Consider the following 16354-nt stretch of genomic DNA (forward strand, 5'->3'; position numbering starts at 1 on the left):
GAAAGCGGCCCAAAGCGGCGCCTGCCTCGGTAGCGTGGGGAAGGTATCCGCACCCCACAACGTCCGCAGCCGTCCGCTGCCGTTCAAAGGATGATTCATGATCGAGGTAAACGGGCTGACAAAGGTCTATGGCGACAAAACCGCCGTTGCCGGTGTCAGTTTCACCGTCAGGGCAGGGCAAGTCACCGGCTTCCTTGGACCGAACGGGGCAGGAAAGTCCACCACCATGCGCATGATCATGGGACTGGACCGGCCAACGTCAGGGTCAGCGACCGTAAACGGACTGCCCTACGGGCAGCACAAAGCCCCGCTGCGGGAGGTGGGCGCCCTGCTGGATGCCAAAGCCGTCCACACCAGCCGCAGCGCCTACAACCACCTGCTGGCGATGGCCGCCACCCACAGCATCCCGAAAGCCAGGGTGCACGAAGTCATCGAAATGACCGGACTCGAGGCGGTGGCGCGCAAGAAAGCCGGCGGATTCTCGCTGGGCATGGGTCAGCGCCTGGGCATCGCAGCGGCGCTGCTGGGGGACCCCCAGACGCTCATCCTCGATGAACCCGTCAACGGCCTGGACCCTGAGGGCGTGGTGTGGGTGCGGAATCTCGTGCGGTACCTTGCCGGACAAGGGCGGACGGTGTTCCTCTCCAGCCACCTGATGAGCGAGATGGCACAGACGGCGGACCACTTGGTTGTCATTGGCCGCGGCCGCGTCATTGCCGATGCCCCCATCCGGGACATCATCACCGGGAAGGGCCAGTCCCGGGTCCGCGTCCGCACCGACCAGCCCGACCACCTGCGCCAGCTCCTGGCCGGCCGTGGAGCATCCATTGAGGTGCCGGAACGGGAACTGCTCGAAGTGACCGGCCTGGATCCCAGGACCATTGCAGCCACGGCCCTGGAAAACCAGGTCATGGTGTATGAACTCACGCCCCTTGTGGCCAGCCTCGAGGAGGCCTATATGGAACTGACCAAGGACGACGTCGAATACCACTCCCTGCCCGCTGCGGAGGTAGCCCACTCATGAGCTCCACGACCACTGAATCCATGCCCTCCCCCGCCGGACCGGACCCGCGCAGTGCCGGACGCTCCCTTCCCGGGCCCACCTTCATCCGGGTGCTCAACTCGGAAGTCATCAAGTTCCGCAGCCTTCTTTCGACCCTGATCCTGCTCGCCTCCACGGCCGTCGTCATGGTTGGCTTTGGCGCGTTGTCCGCATGGGGGACGGGCCAGTTCGCCGATGCGGCCACCCGGGACCCGCAGGCTGCTGCCCGGATGGCAGCACAGGGCGGAGACCTTGCCGTCAGCGTGCCTACGTCCGGCATCGCCTTCGCCCAGCTGATTCTCGGCTCCCTTGGCGTGCTGCTGATGAGTTCGGAATTTACTACCGGAATGGCACGGTCCACCTTCGCGGCAGTTCCCCGTCGCCTCCCGGCTTTCGGTGCCAAGCTGGTGGTGGTCATGGTGACTTCGTTCGTGGTCACGGCTGCCTCCACGTGGGTGGCAGGACTCGTGGCGGTGCCTATCCTGGACAACTACGGACTGAAACTGGACCTTGGCAGCTCCCAGCCGGTGAAGCTCCTTCTGGTCAACAGCATCTATGTGGCCGCCGTCGCCGCCATCGGAATGGCCCTGGGGACGCTGATCAGGAATTCGGCCGGCGGCATTATGAGCTTGGTGGGCATCTTCTTCGTGGCACCGATTGCGTTCCAGCTCATCCCCGGGGACTTCTTCAAGGAAGCCCGCAAATACCTGCCAGGCAACACCGTGGAGCCTTTGACGGCCGCCCAGCACGTTCCGGATAGCCTGGAGGCCTGGCAGGCAGGACTGGTCCTGGGCGCCTGGGTGGTTATCCCCGTCCTGCTCGCAGCCGTGCTGCTGAAGCGCCGGGACGTATAGGCCCGCGGGGCCGGTTTCCGCCACGCGCCCGGGGTGGCCGCGTGGTTTCGGGCACATTACAAATATGCCTGAAGGAAAACTTTTATTGCCCCTGACGGTCTCCGCTTGGAGCGCCGTCCTGTTGGCTGGAGCCAGATCTGTTGGACTGCACAAAGCAAGGCGCATAATGGCGGCTCTAGGGTGAGACGACGATGTGGTGCATCACACGGTCCGCCGGTGACCACCAAGGCACGTCGCCCAACCCATGCTATTTCCCAACAGGACGGCACTTCCATGCATGCTGACCAGCAACTTTCAAAGTCCCTGAAACCCAGGCACCTGTCCATGATCGCCATCGCCGGCGTCATCGGTGCAGGACTCTTCGTCGGCTCGGGGGCAGCCATCCAGCAGGCCGGTCCCGGCATCCTCGTGGCGTATGCGGCCGCCGGCCTGGTGGTCATCCTGGTGATGCGCATGCTGGGTGAGATGGCCGCCGCAAACCCCGAAACGGGTTCCTTCTCCACCTACGCGGACAAGGCGCTGGGCCGCTGGGCAGGGTTCAGCATCGGCTGGCTCTACGCCTGGTTCTGGATCATCGTCCTGGGCATTGAAGCCACAGCTGGTGCCGCGATCATGCACCGCTGGGTGCCGGGCATCGACCAGTGGGTGTGGGCCCTTGTCCTCATGGTGCTGCTGACGCTCACCAACCTCGGCTCCGTGAAGTCCTACGGCGAGTTCGAGTTCTGGTTCGCGTCCATCAAGGTCGCGGCGATCGTCCTGTTCCTGATCTTCGGCGTTGCCGCCATCCTGGGGCTCATCCCCGGTGTCCCTGCGCCCGGCCTGAGCAACCTGCTCGACAACGGCGGCTTCATGCCAAACGGTCCGGGCGCAGTCCTGGCCGGCATCCTGGTGGTGGTCTTCTCCTTCTTCGGGGCAGAGATCGCCACCATTGCCGCCGGTGAATCGGAGAACCCCGTGGACGCCGTGAAGAAGGCCGTGAAGTCCACCGTGTGGCGCATCCTGGTGTTCTACATCGGCTCCATCGCGGTAGTGGTCACCCTGCTTCCCTGGAACTCTGCTTCCGTCGCCAAGAGCCCGTACGTTGCGGTCATCGAGCTGTTCGGCATCCCCGGCGCCGGAACCATCATGGACGTCGTGGTGCTGACCTCGGTCCTCTCCTGCCTGAACTCCGGCCTCTACACCGCCAGCCGTATGCTGTTCTCCCTCTCCACCCGCGGTGACGCCCCGCGCTCCTGGACGCGCATCTCCCGCCGAGGCGTTCCCGCTGCCGCCGTGCTCGCCTCCACCGTGGTCGGCTTCGTCACCGTGGGCCTGAACTACATCGCCCCGGACACGGTGTTCCTCTTCCTGGTGAACACCTCCGGTGCCATTGCCCTGTTTGTGTGGCTGGTCATCTCCGCCTCGCAGCTGGTCCTCCGCCGTCGGATGGGTGCCGCAGCGAAGGACCTTCAGCTGAAGATGTGGCTCTTCCCATACCTCACCTGGGCAGCGATCATCAGCATCGTGGCCCTGCTGATCGGCATGGTGATCGTGGAATCCACTCGTGAGTCCCTGCTGCTCTCCCTGGCGCTGGCCGCCGTTGTGGTGGCAGTGGGCGTCCTCCGGTACCGCCGCAAGGATGCGGCAGCGGACGCACAGCCCGCCGTAGCCGCCGAGGCTGCCCCGGCTCCCGCGGAGTAGGGCGGCGCTAGACTCGGGACCATGCCTTTGCCTTCCTCTGCCGCAGACCACATCCAGGACCTTGGCGCCTTTGTCAGCGCATCGCCGTCGAGCTTCCATGCAGCGCACGAGGGAGGCCGGCGGCTGGCGGAGGCCGGGTTCACGCGCCTGGATGAGCTGGAGCCGTGGGAGGGCGGGCCGGGTTCGTTCTACATCATCCGCGACGGCGCGCTGATCGCGTGGGTGGTCCCGGAGCGTGCGGGACCGGCCACCGGATTCAACATCCTCGGCGCGCACACCGATTCGCCGTCCTTCAAGCTCAAGCCCAAGCCCACCACCGGTGCCCACGGCTGGCTTCAGGCCGGTGTGGAGGTCTACGGCGGCCCGCTACTGAATTCCTGGCTGGACCGCGAGCTGCGGCTCGCGGGCCGGCTGGTGATGCTGGACGGTACCGAGCACCTTACGGCCACCGGGCCGCTGCTCCGCTTCCCCCAGCTGGCCATCCACCTGGACCGGGCAGTGAACGAGGGGCTGGCGCTGGACAAACAGCGGCACATGAATCCGGTGTGGGGGCTGGGGAATCCGTCGGATTCCGATCTGCTGGGCGTACTGGCGGCTTCGGTTGCCGGGGCGTCCGTCGACCCGGCGCAGATTGGCGGGTACGACGTCGTCATTGCGGACACGCAGGAGGCGGCAGTTTTCGGGGGCAAGGGGGAGTTCTTCGCGTCCGGGCGGCTGGACAACCTTTCGGCCACGCACGCCGGGCTGGCGGCGCTGACCGCCCACACCGGTTCCGGGCCCGAGGGCGGTCCCATCGCAGTGCTTGCGGCCTTCGACCATGAGGAAATCGGGTCGAACTCCCGCTCCGGTGCGTGCGGGCCCATCCTCGAAGATGTCCTGGTGCGCATCTCCGACGGCCTTGGCGCAACGGTGAGCCAGCGGCGGCAGGCCCTGGCGGCGTCGTTCTGCCTTTCTGCCGATGCCGGCCACGCGGTGCACCCGAACTACCCCGAGCGGCATGACCCCGCCAACCATCCCGTGCTGAACGGCGGTCCGCTGCTGAAGATCAACGCCAACCAGCGGTACGCCACGGACGCCTTTGGTGCCGCGTTCTGGGCCCGGCTCTGCGGCGAAGCCGGGGTGCCGTACCAGGAGTTCGTCTCCAACAACGTGGTGCCCTGCGGCTCCACGATTGGCCCGCTCACCGCCACCCGGCTGGGGATCCGGACCGTGGACGTGGGTGTGCCGCTGCTGTCCATGCACTCCGCCCGCGAGTTGTGCGGCGTGGAGGATCCGTACCGCCTGGCTGTTGTCACGGAGCTGTTCTTCGGGACGGCGGTGTAGTAGGTACTTCCGGCCTGCTGTCCGTCCGCATTGATGTCCGCACAGCTCGTGCGGGTATCCACAGAGTCGGGGGCAGGCGTATGGTCCGGCTCCCGGGGCCTGCCTAGCGTTGATTCGGAGATACCTGCGGGGTGTTCGAGCCAAGGTTCCGGGCCGTTCACGCATAACCGCTGGTGTCGCCATTGCCAGGTAAGCGACAGCAGGGCCGTTTAGGCGGCCCGCAGGTATGTCGGGGGAGTGCAGCCCTTCTTCATGCCGCTTCGCGAGTGTGCCGCGAACATGGAGCCGGAATGACATCTGCACCACGAGTTCTTCCCCGCCATATCCCAAAGCTGGGGATGGCAGACCTGATAGCTCCCAGAAGGGCGGTCCATCCTCGGGGGCGGCAGCTGCCCGGGTCCTCCTTCTTCCGGGCCGCTGAAGCTGGGGTCACTGAGGGCCGACCGGCGCGGGTGTGCCTTGGAGGTGTACCCGTTGACCTGATGGGGCGGGAGAAGGCTGTTGCGACCATCATGGGACGCGCTTCAGGCGCCGGTCCAGTGCCCTTGTGCGTGCTGTCCGCAAACCTGGATCACCTGAACCACTTCGGCGTGGGCGGCCGGTGGGAGGGCAGCCTGGATGTCGCTCCCTTGGAATGGCTGACGCTGCTGGATGGTGCTCCGCTGGTTTCGAGGGCGGGGGAACTGACGGGACGCCATTGGCCCCGTCTGGCGGGGAGCGACTTGATCGACCAGATTCTCGCCACCGCGGCGGACCTTGGGCTTTCCGTCGGGTTTCTGGGCGGCAGCGCGGAAGCGCAACGCCGGGCTGGTGCACGGCTCAAGGCCCAAGAGCCTTTCCTGAAAGTGGCGGGCTGGTGGGCGCCAGGCCGGGAGGTTCTGGCAGACCGACGGGGATCGCTCCAACTGTGCAGCGAGATCCGCGCTGCGGGAGCCAACATTCTCTTAATCTGCTTGGGAAAGCCACGTCAGGAACTCTGGATAGCGGAGTACGGGCACCTTACGGGAGCGAACGTCCTCCTGGCCTTTGGGGCCGTCGTCGACTTCCTGGCGGGCAATGTCCAGCGGGCGCCGGCGCAAGTCAGCAGCATGGGACTCGAATGGGCCTGGAGGCTGGCTATCGAGCCGCGGAGGCTCGCCAAAAGGTATTTGCTGGAAGGGCCGGAGTCTTACGTGCGGCTCCGCCGGCACAGCACAGCCCTGGTGCCTGCCGTTCCGGCTGCTTCGCACACCTCGGCCGACGCTATCACCCGCAGCTTCAGGCCCCGGGGGTTCACGCCTGTCAGCGAGCACGCTGACGTGGCGGCGCTGGTGGTCACCTATAACAACGGTTCCGATGTCTGCGGAATGCTTGAAAGCCTGCTGCAGGAAACTACGGAGCAGTCGATCAAGGTGGTGGTGGCTGACAATTCGCCCAATCCCGAAACTTTGGTCTGCCTCCAGCACTACCCGGAGGTGACAGCCTTCGCCACCGGGGGAAATCTGGGCTACGCCGGCGGGATCAACGCCGCCCGCGCCCGGGCGGGCACTGCCGATGCCTATCTGGTGCTCAATCCGGATCTCCGTCTCCATTCAGGGTCCGTACGCGCCATGCGCGCCTCTATGGGCAGGACAGGCGCAGGGGTTGTTGTTCCCCTTCTACGGGACGAAGACGGGACCCTCTACCCCTCGCTGCGGCGGGAACCAAGCATTCTGCGGGCGCTCGGTGATGCAGCCTTGGGCAGCAAACTTCCGGGCCGACCGGGATGGCTTTCAGAGATGGATTTCGACGCCGAAAGCTACGCCCACCCGCACCGGGTTGAGTGGGCTACGGGGGCTGCCCTGCTGATCCGGGCCGATGTCGCCGACGAAGTGGGCGAATGGGATGAGACCTACTTCCTGTATTCCGAGGAGACGGACTATCTGCACCGCGTCCGCGAACTGGGGGCAGCCATTTGGTTTGAGCCAGTGGCCGCCATGACCCATGGCAGGGGTGGATCGGGAAGCTCGCCGGCGCTCGACGCCCTAGTGAGTGCAAACCGAATCCGCTATGCCCGCAAGTTCCACACTCTGGGGTACGCGCGTGTGTTCCGTGCCGCCGTCGTTCTATCCGCCTTGCTGCGGGCGCCGCTTCCTGCCCACCGGGGCATTTTGGGACTGGTTGCCAGGGAGACCCGGTGGGCGGAACTTCCCCACTCCGTTACCTACAAACCTTCCCGTGGTGTGACCGAAGATCCGCCGGCCGCGGCGGTCATCATTCCTGCACACAATGAGGCTTCCGTGCTCGGCAGGACTCTGGCGGCCCTCAAGCTTCCTCTGGCCACAGGCCAGGTAGAGGTCATTGTGGCCTGCAACGGATGCACCGACGCGACTTCGGGCATCGCTGCCGCCGTTCCCGGCGTGCGGGTCATCGACGTGCCTGTGGCTTCCAAGGTGGCTGCCCTCAATGCCGCCGATGAGGCCGCCGTGCGGTGGCCCAGGGTCTACGTGGATGCAGATATCGAGGTTCCCCCGGAGGCGTTGTACGCCACTCTGAAGGCACTTTCCGCGGATAATGGGGTGCTCTGTGCGCGGCCTGCCTTTGTCTATAACACGTCCGGGGCTTCCTGGGCAGTCCGGGCCTACTACCGGGCCCGCAGCCGTCTTCCACAGTCTTCAGCATCGATGTGGGGGGCGGGCATTTACGGGCTGAATCAGGAGGGTCATGAGCGCCTGGGTGAGTTTCCGGCTCTGACCGCCGACGACTGCTATATCGACAGGCTCTTTAGCGACTCAGAAAAAGTGGTCGTTGAATGTACGCCGGTGACCGTCCGCACACCGCGGTCTGCGAGAGTACTTCTTTCAACCCTCTGTCGGGTGTACCGCGGCAATTCGGAGCTACGGGGGATGGACGGAGCCCACACGGGCAGGACGCTGCGGGAACTAGTTGGATCCGTGAAGGGTCCGGCGACCGCCCTGGATGCCCTGGTCTACGCTGCATTTGCGGTCGGTGGCCGTTTGGCTCTGCGCCATACCCGCGCCACTTGGGAGCGGGATGAAAGCAGCCGAATTTAGATTGAAACTAACTCCGAGGACCAAGGTGAAAGATTTGATCGCAGTCGTCCGAGAGTCGAAAGTGACGAGGAAACTCTTTCTGTTTGCACAGCGCAACTCGAGTTTTACTCCAAAGCCTATAAAACGCCTCGTGAAAATGTTGCTGCGGCCGACCGGGCATCTCGCGGAAGTTCAACTAGAGGGCTGGTCCCGTCCACTTATATCCGGACGGTCGGAGCGTTTAGCTCCCCAATCGGTCTGCCTATCGGCGCATGAGTCGAGTGGCAGCGAAACAAGCGTTTCAAATGTCCCCCTCGTGCCGGCTCACCGAGGGATGCGGTGTGTGATCGCCACGGAGTCGTTGGATGCAGGTGGGATGGATGAAGTCGTCGCATTTCTTGCCCGGGGGCTGCACCGACGTGGCTATCGTGTAGCGGTCGCGCACACGCCTGACTACGTGTATCGGAGAAGCGCGGAGACAGGTCAAGATCGTCTGCGGCACAATCTGGAGGCAGAAGGGCTCGAGGTTGTACGCCTCAATGCAGAAGACTGTGAGGCGTGGCTGCGGTTTTGGCGGCCGGACGTCGTGAGTGCTCATGGTGTTCCCAAATGGATGCTTGAAAGCGCTGCCGCATGTTCGATACCAGTTGTAGAAACGCTTCACGGAATGCACAACCAATTCAACGTGGACGGAGTCCAAGTTCGTGCACGACGTGATTTATTGGCAGGGCTGGTGAGCGTCAGTGAAATGGTCCGTCGGCAGTACTTGGCTGTAGATGTCGACTGCGAACCTGATTTCATTACTAACATTCCAAACGGTGTGGTGTCTTCGCCAAGACCAAGCATTTCAAGGGAGAACGCTCGAAGGCTCCTCGGCCTCACTGATGAATACCTATTCGTGTCTCTCGCCCGACACTGCCTGCAGAAGAACAATTTTGGACTAGCCAGTGCCTTCTCCGAGGTTGCCGAAGTCGTTCCCAACGCGCACCTGCTCATTTGCGGACGTCCGGATGACGCTTCCTACGCGGAACAAGTGCTAGAACTAAAGAACAGGATGCGGCACGGCGGTCGTTTGCACTTGCGGGATCACACGCAGCAGCCCAGAGTGCTTTTGTCCGCTGCCGATGGATTTGTTCTCAATTCGTTTTTCGAAGGTTGGGCTCTTGCCTCCATGGAGGCGCTGATGTCGGGGGTCCCCGTAGTCATGAGCGACGTCGGAGGAGCTCGTGAGCAACTCGCCGATAAACCGAAATGGGGATGTCTCGTCTCTAACCCCTTGGGTGACCCCTTGGTAGTTGACTGGAAGAGCATGGCGGCCTCCAGGTTCCAAAGGCAACAAAATAGGGAGGAGTTGATCGCGGCAATGCTGTCATTCAGCCGAGATCGCGCCTGGAGTCGAAGTGAAGGAATCGCAGTTGAGGCTGCCCGAAGGTTCGACGCCGACGTGTGCTTGAGTCGGCATGCGAAAGTACTCGAGGCAGCTGCTGGGACTGCCTAAACGGCCGGAATGTAAGGACTGTCCTGCTGCATCCTTGTGGTGGGAGCGGACCCGGCGCGGGGGCTGGGGCCTCGGTGACAATGAGGACTACGATCTATTTCCACGACCAACGGACCATGCGCCAGAGCCGGCTGGTTTGACAAGGGCCTAGAGCCTGTCGTCTCCGGTTGGCTCAGACCAGATCACCGAGCGTCCCTGCCGGCCTTAGACCTGCGGGGGTGAGGCGTTTCGCGACTTCGGTGAGAATGTCGTTGGGAGCTTGCCCAGGTGAGGCGCGTCCACCAAGACTGCAGTGCATGGCAACCATATCGGCTCTTCGCGGTTCGTGGGGAATGAGTTCGTGTCGTTGAAGTCAAAGGGGCCCGTGGCCCTGCTGGGATGAGTGTGTCTAAGCATTCAACCTGGAACAGGACCACGAGCCGTGATTGAGCCTACCGGGGTCGCAGCCGATGCTGCCACCATCCTCTTCAACCTGCCCGACTGCCACGTCATTTCCACCTCCATCACCGCTGGCCGGCGGCAGGTCATCGTCGAAACTGACGAACTTCCTGGCTGCCCGAGCTGCGGGGTCATTGCCTCCCGCCGGAAAGAGCGCCGCTTGCAACGGCTCCGCGATATTCCTGTCGCCGGGCCGGTGGACGTGCTCTGGTCCAAGTACCGCTGGTACTGCGAGGAACCGGCGTGCGACCGGCTGTCGTTCTTTGAATCCACGCCCCAGGTCCCGCGCCGTTCCCGGTCCACGAGCCGGCTCAGGGACCAGCTCGTGGATGCCGTGATCCGCTCCGGGCGGCCCGTCTCTGAGACAGCTGCCGGCTTCGCCGTGTCCTGGTGGATGGTCCGTGCCGCCGTCACCGAAGCATGCCTGCTGAAGCTGCCGGACGTGGACAAACTCAGCCCGCGGATGCTGGGCATTGATGAGCATCGGTTCCGGTCCGTGCGCTATTTCCAGGACCCCGCAACGAAGGCGTGGACACGGTTCGAGCCGTGGATGACCACCATCGTGGATCTGGACACCGGCCAGGTCCTGGGCGTCGTGGACGGTCGTGACCACAAGGGCGTCGGGGAATGGCTGTTTGCCCGGCCTCTGGACTGGCGTCTGGCTGTGCAGGTTGTCGCGATCGACCCCTCGGCGGCGTTCAGGAAAGCGTTGCGGATGTGGCTTCCGCGTACCGCCGTCGCGGTCGACCACTTCCACCTGATCTCGCTGGCCAACCACGCGATGACGGAGACGCGGCAGAACCTCTCGCAGCAGGTCAAGGGCCGACGCGGACGTGCCATCGACAAGGCGTGGGCCCACCGCATGCTCCTGCTGCGCGGCGGCGACACACTCAGCTGGCGGGCCGCTCTCCGGCTTGAGGAAGTCTTCGCCGTCGACGACCCGACCGGCACCCTCCGGGCGGTCTGGAAGGTCAAAGAACAGCTCCGGGTCCTGCTGCGCACCGGCTCCCTGGACGACGCCGCCGCAGCGAAAACAAAGCTCGAAGAACTGGTGAAGGCAGCAGCCAGGCCCGAGACGAACAGGCTCTACCGCACTGTCTGCCGGTGGTGGAAAGAGATCGAGGTGCTCATCATCACCGGTGCCACTACCGGAAAGGTCGAAGCCAACAACACGGCGATCAAGAACATCAAGCGAACCGCCCGTGGGTACCGCAATGCAGCCAATTACAAATCGGTTATTCTCTTGAGAAGTGCCGTCCGGACGGCGGCATGACACTCATCCCAGGGATCAATTTCCCCACGAACCGCGAAGAGCCACCATATCCGCAGGGCCTTCGGAACGCCGCGGACGGGTAAATCGCAACGACATGCCTGCCCAGGCGTCATTGAAGCGGGAGGGTGAACAGCCAGTCGCCGACGCCCTCGCTTTCGTGGCTGGCCACAATTCCCAGGGCTTGTCCGGCGTCGAGACGACGATGATGCTAATTCACGATTCGCAGCGTTCCAGGCCTTAGCCCGGTCGGGGAAGGACCGCACGAAACGGTAGTGGTGTTCATCGATGCCGAGCATCCGCGCCCACAGGGCGTCAGCGTCAGAGCTGCTGAATCCAAGGTCCGCTGGACCAGCCTAATTAGACACCGAACGAAACGCGGGGCGCCACCGCGGCCCGACCGAACCATATCACGGCTACACACGAGAGCGTCGCGGGGCCGGCGGGTGGACGGTGCCAGGTCCGGTGTGGTGCAGCAGGAAAGTGGTCAGTGCCTCTTGGAAGTGGGTAGCCACCAAAGAAGCCCATATGGAAAGGCGACCCTGACAAGAATGCCAAGGCCCTGTTTTACCACGAACCTTGAAGAGTCCGTGTTCCACCATCCGGCTCAGGTTGGGTTACCTAAATGACGATATGCCTCTCAATTCTTCACGAAGAGCTCTCGATTACCCCATCACGTGAAAAGTGTTTATGACTTTCCTCTTCAGTCACTCTTAGATGACTCGTTCGCGCTCTCTTTACAGATCGCGCCACAGAAATAGATGCAAATGTAAGTACAACGCCCCCGAGAATCACAACGATAACTGAACGAAGTCGGCTAGAGAATTGCTCTGTGGCCTTGGCTGACTGAGCTATCACAATGGAGGTGTATAGGTATCGATCATCGGCACCATTTACCTTTTGCTGCCTGTATAGATCTTTTTGGAGCATATCACCGACCGCTCGTGTCACGGCGGAAGACTCTTCGGGACTGGTACCACGGCCGGCGATGTCTAGAACAAAGCCTGAACCGTTGCCAGCGGAGTAACGTGTCACTGAATAATCAGTGCCTAACCCCATGCCTTCCAGCAAATCAGCGGAACTCTTGCTGTTAAGGTCGGTCATCACTACCTGAACAATCAAAGTGGGATCGGATGAGCGAAGGTAGGGGTTATCAGAGTTCAATTTACCAAGTGCGGGATCTAGCAGGGCATCTTCTTTGGCTGGGGGATTCGGATTAATTATGGCATACGATGCATTTGACTCGAAAGAACGTGGTGCGAACTGGAAAACATACACCGCAGCAATAAGTGTAGCGACCATTGCTGGTATCGCCGCAAGCTTATATTGCATAATGACGCGGATAACGGACAAAGGATCCATGGTATCCCTCCTGCTAGCTTCTTCTAGATGATCTCTTCTCGTCCCTCGCCAGACACCAGACGGTACCACTCAAACCAATTAAAATGGGATAAGTGAGGGCAAAAACAGGGAAAGAAAGGGAGTCGAAAGTAAATGAACATACCGCTGCCACAAGACCGCCGCCCGCAACGGCGCCTGCGAGCGATTTTGTCTTTTGCACTTTAATTGCTTTTGCGGCCATAAGCGCGGAAATCGCCGGGAGAACGAAATATACCGCAGTTCCCACCAGTCCGACGCCTCCTAGGGTAACTAGGGCGGTCAGGTATTGGTTGTCCAGGATCTGCAGGGCCGTTTCGAAGATATAGTTACCCGGTCCTAATCCTAAAATAGGGCGCTCATTAAACAGCGCTTCAACGCGCGGATAATTATTCGTCCTAGTAGAAATTGAAGGATCGGCGCTCCCGATGGTGAAGGATGATGCGAGAGTACTCATAAGGCCGGGTATAATGAGAAACAGGGATGCCATGGTGATAGGCGCTACGATCACTGTCCACTTCCTAGCCCCTTTGGGCAGAAATGGGACAAAAGTGAAAAGCCCCGTAACGAGGCCAATGACGCCCGACCTTGAGACGGTAGAGGCGATTGCAATAACGAGCAATGAGCATTGCAGCCAATGGAACCATTTTCTTCCCAGTGGATCATAGACTGCTCTCCATATAGACAGCGGAAGTAGCATGGAAGAGACGACTGCGAGTTCTATGGAGTGGAAAGTACTACCCGCAACCCGAACCAATGCAGCTCTGGTCTGGAAAGGCGTATCGCCGCCGTTATAGGTAAATCCCGGCAGTAGGGCCCGAATCCACTCCATAGGATTCACTCGAAAAACAAATTGCACAAGGGCAACAAGACAGCAGAAAAATGCGCCCGCTAACAACCATCGGACGAGGACAAGTGCATCCTCTGCGGAACGAACAACTTCGCTGATTACGAGGATCAGGCCCGCGCTCGCAAGAAGTAGGATTAATACACGATCCGCGGCAGCCCTGGCTGGCATCGAACTTCCCCCCGTAAGGCCGGCGTTGAGTGCGACGTATGACGCTGTAGTCGCTAGCCAAAGTGCTGCCAGCGCGAGTCGGCCGGGGTTACTTCTGTGGGTGGGGTCTTCAAGTCCAAAAAGTACTGAGCCGAGCCAAAATGCGAATACCAGCATAGCCAGCAGGAGGGGGACGGTCCCAGCTGCTCCCATGGGCTTGAGCACCATTGAGGACGGAAAAAAGAATATGCTAAAAGCCGTAAATTTCATTAGGAAAGATAGTTTTGGCTCGCTCCTCGCCTCTTTTGGGGTGAAAGCTTTGGCGGTGCGGCGGCCCGTTTCTGAGCGTCGGTCCGATCGCCTTAGGCGGGCACTTAGGGAAGTCATTTTTTATTCGCAATGAATAGAGCGGCCGCGCCTTCTGGCTGCCTATTGCAATATTTCTCAATGCAACTTGCAACTAAGGCGCCGGTATGATTCCAGTCCGTTCGCGACATGTTGGACAGTCGCGTGGCTCGCACAGCTTTATTCTCCGCACATATGGCCGCACAAAGACCAGCAGCAATTCCCTTCGGTGTGGCCGCAGTCCAGATAGGGCCGGAGCTGTCCAGCACCGCCCGTGAGAAAGGATGGTCGTTGATCACAGGAACGTTTCCTGCGGCCATCATTTCTTCAGCGACTAACGTGACATTTGTGAACGAAAGCGCAACGCTTGCAATGGTTCTATTATAGAGCTCGTTGAGTTGGCTTGGTGAGAGAGTTCCATGGTTCGTCACGGGTATTCGCCAGTTTTTAACGACGTCGCCGTAGACGTGTATTTCCTGCTCCGGATGTAATTTGTGAAATATCTCAAGCGCCAACTTTGCAAGCAGATATCCTCTGCGGTCAGCAGTTCGCTTGGAATAATAGACAACCCCAGTTCGGTTCTCTTTCTCATCGTGGCGTGGAAGGAGCCGGTATGTTTTGAGATCACAACCGAATGGAACTGTAACGTCCGATCGTATGCCGGTTTCTCTCTCAATTGTTGCATCGACCATAGCGCCGAGGGCTATATTAATGAAGCCAAAACGGTACGTTTCCTCGGCAAAGGCGTATAGGGCTCCCCTGGGGTAAAAGTAGGGCTCATAGTCTTGAATAAAGTAAAAACAGTGTAGATTTTGGGGTTTTCGGGATGCCAGCAGGTGCGCTGTGCCCCATGAGCTGGCCACGATTGCGTCCAGGCCGGCTAGGTCGCCAGTGGCGCTGCGAATGCTTGCCTTGAGCTCTGGCCACCACTGGCGTACCTGCACCTCGTGTCGGGCGACATCGTTCGAGTTTTTGTCGTACAGCAGCAATGTGCAAATATGACCCCGTTCCTCGGCCGCCTTAACCATACGGAAGAGGGTTGTGTGTCCTCCGGAGCCAGCACTGGGGGGGGAACATATCCATCCTATGTGGAGCACTTTGGCCCTTGAGTCTTCGGCGCGTGTGGGCTGTAATTCATCGGCAGATGTGAGGTACTCAATCGAGACCGGCAGTTCATCGATCGGCGTGTCAACAAGGCTGCCCAGACTCACCAATGCACGGCGGATTGCAGCGTTCGCGGCGTTGCGAGGTCCCATGGAAATTGCAGTGGCGCCTAGTTGGATCATCCGTCGCATGCTATGGGCTGAAGTCATTTCACCCTCCTGTTCGCTTCCTAATAGATGAGGCTCGTGCGGTCGATAGGACCGCGTCAGATCCCAAAAATCCTCCATCGACGCCACCTGAGGCGGTCCCCTAGTTCTCCTTCGATATAGCCACGCCATGCCTTGAAGGAGTCAGTCGCGTTGTTGAAGAGTCCGAGGTCATTTCGAAGGCTTTCGTCGGCGGAGGCAATGAAACTCTGATAGGCATTTAAGTCGGTAAAGTTATCGAAGACTTTAGCTGAAAATTGCAGGGCTTTGGAAATCTCCAAGAAATTCGGCAGCGGTTTTTTTGCCTCGATTGTGGCCCAACGAAGGGACTCGATTGCCATCCTGCGGCAGACGGTCGCTAGTAAACTCCTTTTGATACCCTCATTGAGACCACTGTGCATGAGGAATGTTTTATATGCCCGAACTCGTTCCTCAAGATCAGTAAGAAGGTTGCCGTAACTTGTCTGCATCATGCTGTCGTTATGCACTCGGCGATATGCCTGGTCCACACCGTTGATCCGGCCCACCGAAGCTACATCTGCTATCCGCAACCACATCTCCAAGTCGCCGGAATGCGGTAGTTCTGGCCGGTAGTAGCCCACACGATGCTGAATAGAGGTGCGAACCACAGCTTCGGGGCTGGCGATGATGCCAAGGCCGCGTCGAAACTGAGCAGATATCCAGCTTGGACCAGGCCAGACTGACCAGTGCCGTGACTTCGTCCGACCTGCATGGGGGCTCGTCGTAAATGCTTGCGGATGACCGTATACGAGTCCGACCTGTGGATTAGCTTCCATAAGTGCAGCGGCTCGGCTTAGCGAACCAGGTGCCAGCATGTCATCGGCCGACAGGAGCACCACATAGTCCGAGTCCACCTGCGAAAGTCCCTCGTTATAGGTGGCTATGTGACCCCTATTATCTGTGTGACGTGAGAGTCGGACATTTGGATATCGGGAGACCATCTGTTCTGCTGTTGCAACACTCCCATCCGTGGATGCATCGTCGAGAATGTGGACATTAGTAGTCACCTGAGGCTGGCTAATAATACTTTCTATGCAGTCCTGCAAATATCGTCCGTAGTTGTAACAGGGCACCACTACGGCGACATGCGGTAGGCGGCCAGAAGAGACAGTTGACCTAGCGCGCTGTAACATCGATTGCTCCCTTTAACTGATCCGGGTCCGGGTGGATGCTGCTCGCGGAGTACGT

At 60.7% G+C, this 16354-nt stretch carries 11 protein-coding genes; 7 read left to right on the forward strand and 4 right to left on the reverse strand.

Annotation, left to right across the window (positions count from 1 at the left end; all coding sequences use genetic code 11):
• Nucleotides 1–97: 97 nt before the first annotated feature.
• The 7 genes from NIBR502771_RS05375 to NIBR502771_RS05405 all read left to right on the forward strand — a co-directional run bounded on the left by NIBR502771_RS05375 (nt 98) and on the right by NIBR502771_RS05405 (nt 11119).
• Complete coding sequence (locus NIBR502771_RS05375) at nt 98–1024, forward strand: ABC transporter ATP-binding protein (RefSeq protein ID WP_141158825.1); 927 nt, start codon at nt 98–100, stop codon at nt 1022–1024.
• The gene (locus NIBR502771_RS05380) at nt 1021–1896 is read left to right on the forward strand and encodes an ABC transporter permease (RefSeq protein WP_371706623.1); all 876 of its coding nucleotides are present in this window, start codon (nt 1021–1023) and stop codon (nt 1894–1896) included. The genes NIBR502771_RS05375 and NIBR502771_RS05380 overlap by 4 nt, the downstream gene beginning before the upstream one ends.
• A 273-nt stretch (nt 1897–2169) precedes the next feature.
• Nucleotides 2170–3576 carry an amino acid permease gene (locus NIBR502771_RS05385; protein WP_141158826.1) on the forward strand — a complete coding sequence of 469 codons (1407 nt, stop codon included), beginning with the start codon at nt 2170–2172 and terminating at the stop codon, nt 3574–3576.
• Between the two features lie 21 nt (nt 3577–3597).
• Nucleotides 3598–4899, forward strand: a complete 1302-nt coding sequence (locus NIBR502771_RS05390) for a M18 family aminopeptidase (protein ID WP_141158827.1) — start codon at nt 3598–3600, stop codon at nt 4897–4899.
• Nucleotides 4900–5411: 512 nt separating this feature from the next.
• Nucleotides 5412–7931: a WecB/TagA/CpsF family glycosyltransferase gene (locus tag NIBR502771_RS05395; RefSeq protein WP_246839820.1), complete on the forward strand. Its 2520-nt coding sequence runs from the start codon at nt 5412–5414 to the stop codon at nt 7929–7931.
• A gap of 322 nt (nt 7932–8253) precedes the next feature.
• On the forward strand, nt 8254–9408 hold the full coding sequence (locus tag NIBR502771_RS05400; protein ID WP_168225717.1) for a glycosyltransferase family 4 protein: 1155 nt from the start codon (nt 8254–8256) through the stop codon (nt 9406–9408).
• A gap of 421 nt (nt 9409–9829) precedes the next feature.
• Nucleotides 9830–11119, forward strand: a complete 1290-nt coding sequence (locus NIBR502771_RS05405; RefSeq protein WP_141158830.1) for an ISL3 family transposase — start codon at nt 9830–9832, stop codon at nt 11117–11119.
• 645 nt (nt 11120–11764) lie between these two features.
• Here the strand turns inward: NIBR502771_RS05405 and NIBR502771_RS05410 are convergent.
• The 4 genes from NIBR502771_RS05410 to NIBR502771_RS05425 all read right to left on the reverse strand — a co-directional run bounded on the left by NIBR502771_RS05410 (nt 11765) and on the right by NIBR502771_RS05425 (nt 16299).
• Nucleotides 11765–12478, reverse strand: a complete 714-nt coding sequence (locus NIBR502771_RS05410; RefSeq protein ID WP_141158831.1) for a chain-length determining protein — start codon at nt 12476–12478, stop codon at nt 11765–11767.
• Nucleotides 12479–12491: 13 nt separating this feature from the next.
• Nucleotides 12492–13760 (reverse strand): O-antigen ligase, encoded by a 1269-nt coding sequence (locus tag NIBR502771_RS05415; RefSeq protein ID WP_246839821.1) that lies wholly within the window; start codon nt 13758–13760, stop codon nt 12492–12494.
• Nucleotides 13761–13873: 113 nt separating this feature from the next.
• Nucleotides 13874–15148, reverse strand: a complete 1275-nt coding sequence (locus NIBR502771_RS05420) for a glycosyltransferase family 4 protein (RefSeq protein WP_141158833.1) — start codon at nt 15146–15148, stop codon at nt 13874–13876.
• A 56-nt stretch (nt 15149–15204) separates the two neighbouring features.
• Nucleotides 15205–16299: a glycosyltransferase family A protein gene (locus NIBR502771_RS05425; protein WP_141158834.1), complete on the reverse strand. Its 1095-nt coding sequence runs from the start codon at nt 16297–16299 to the stop codon at nt 15205–15207.
• Nucleotides 16300–16354 lie beyond the last annotated feature (55 nt).

This window comes from Pseudarthrobacter sp. NIBRBAC000502771, assembly GCF_006517215.1.
GTDB lineage: Bacteria > Actinomycetota > Actinomycetes > Actinomycetales > Micrococcaceae > Arthrobacter > Arthrobacter niigatensis.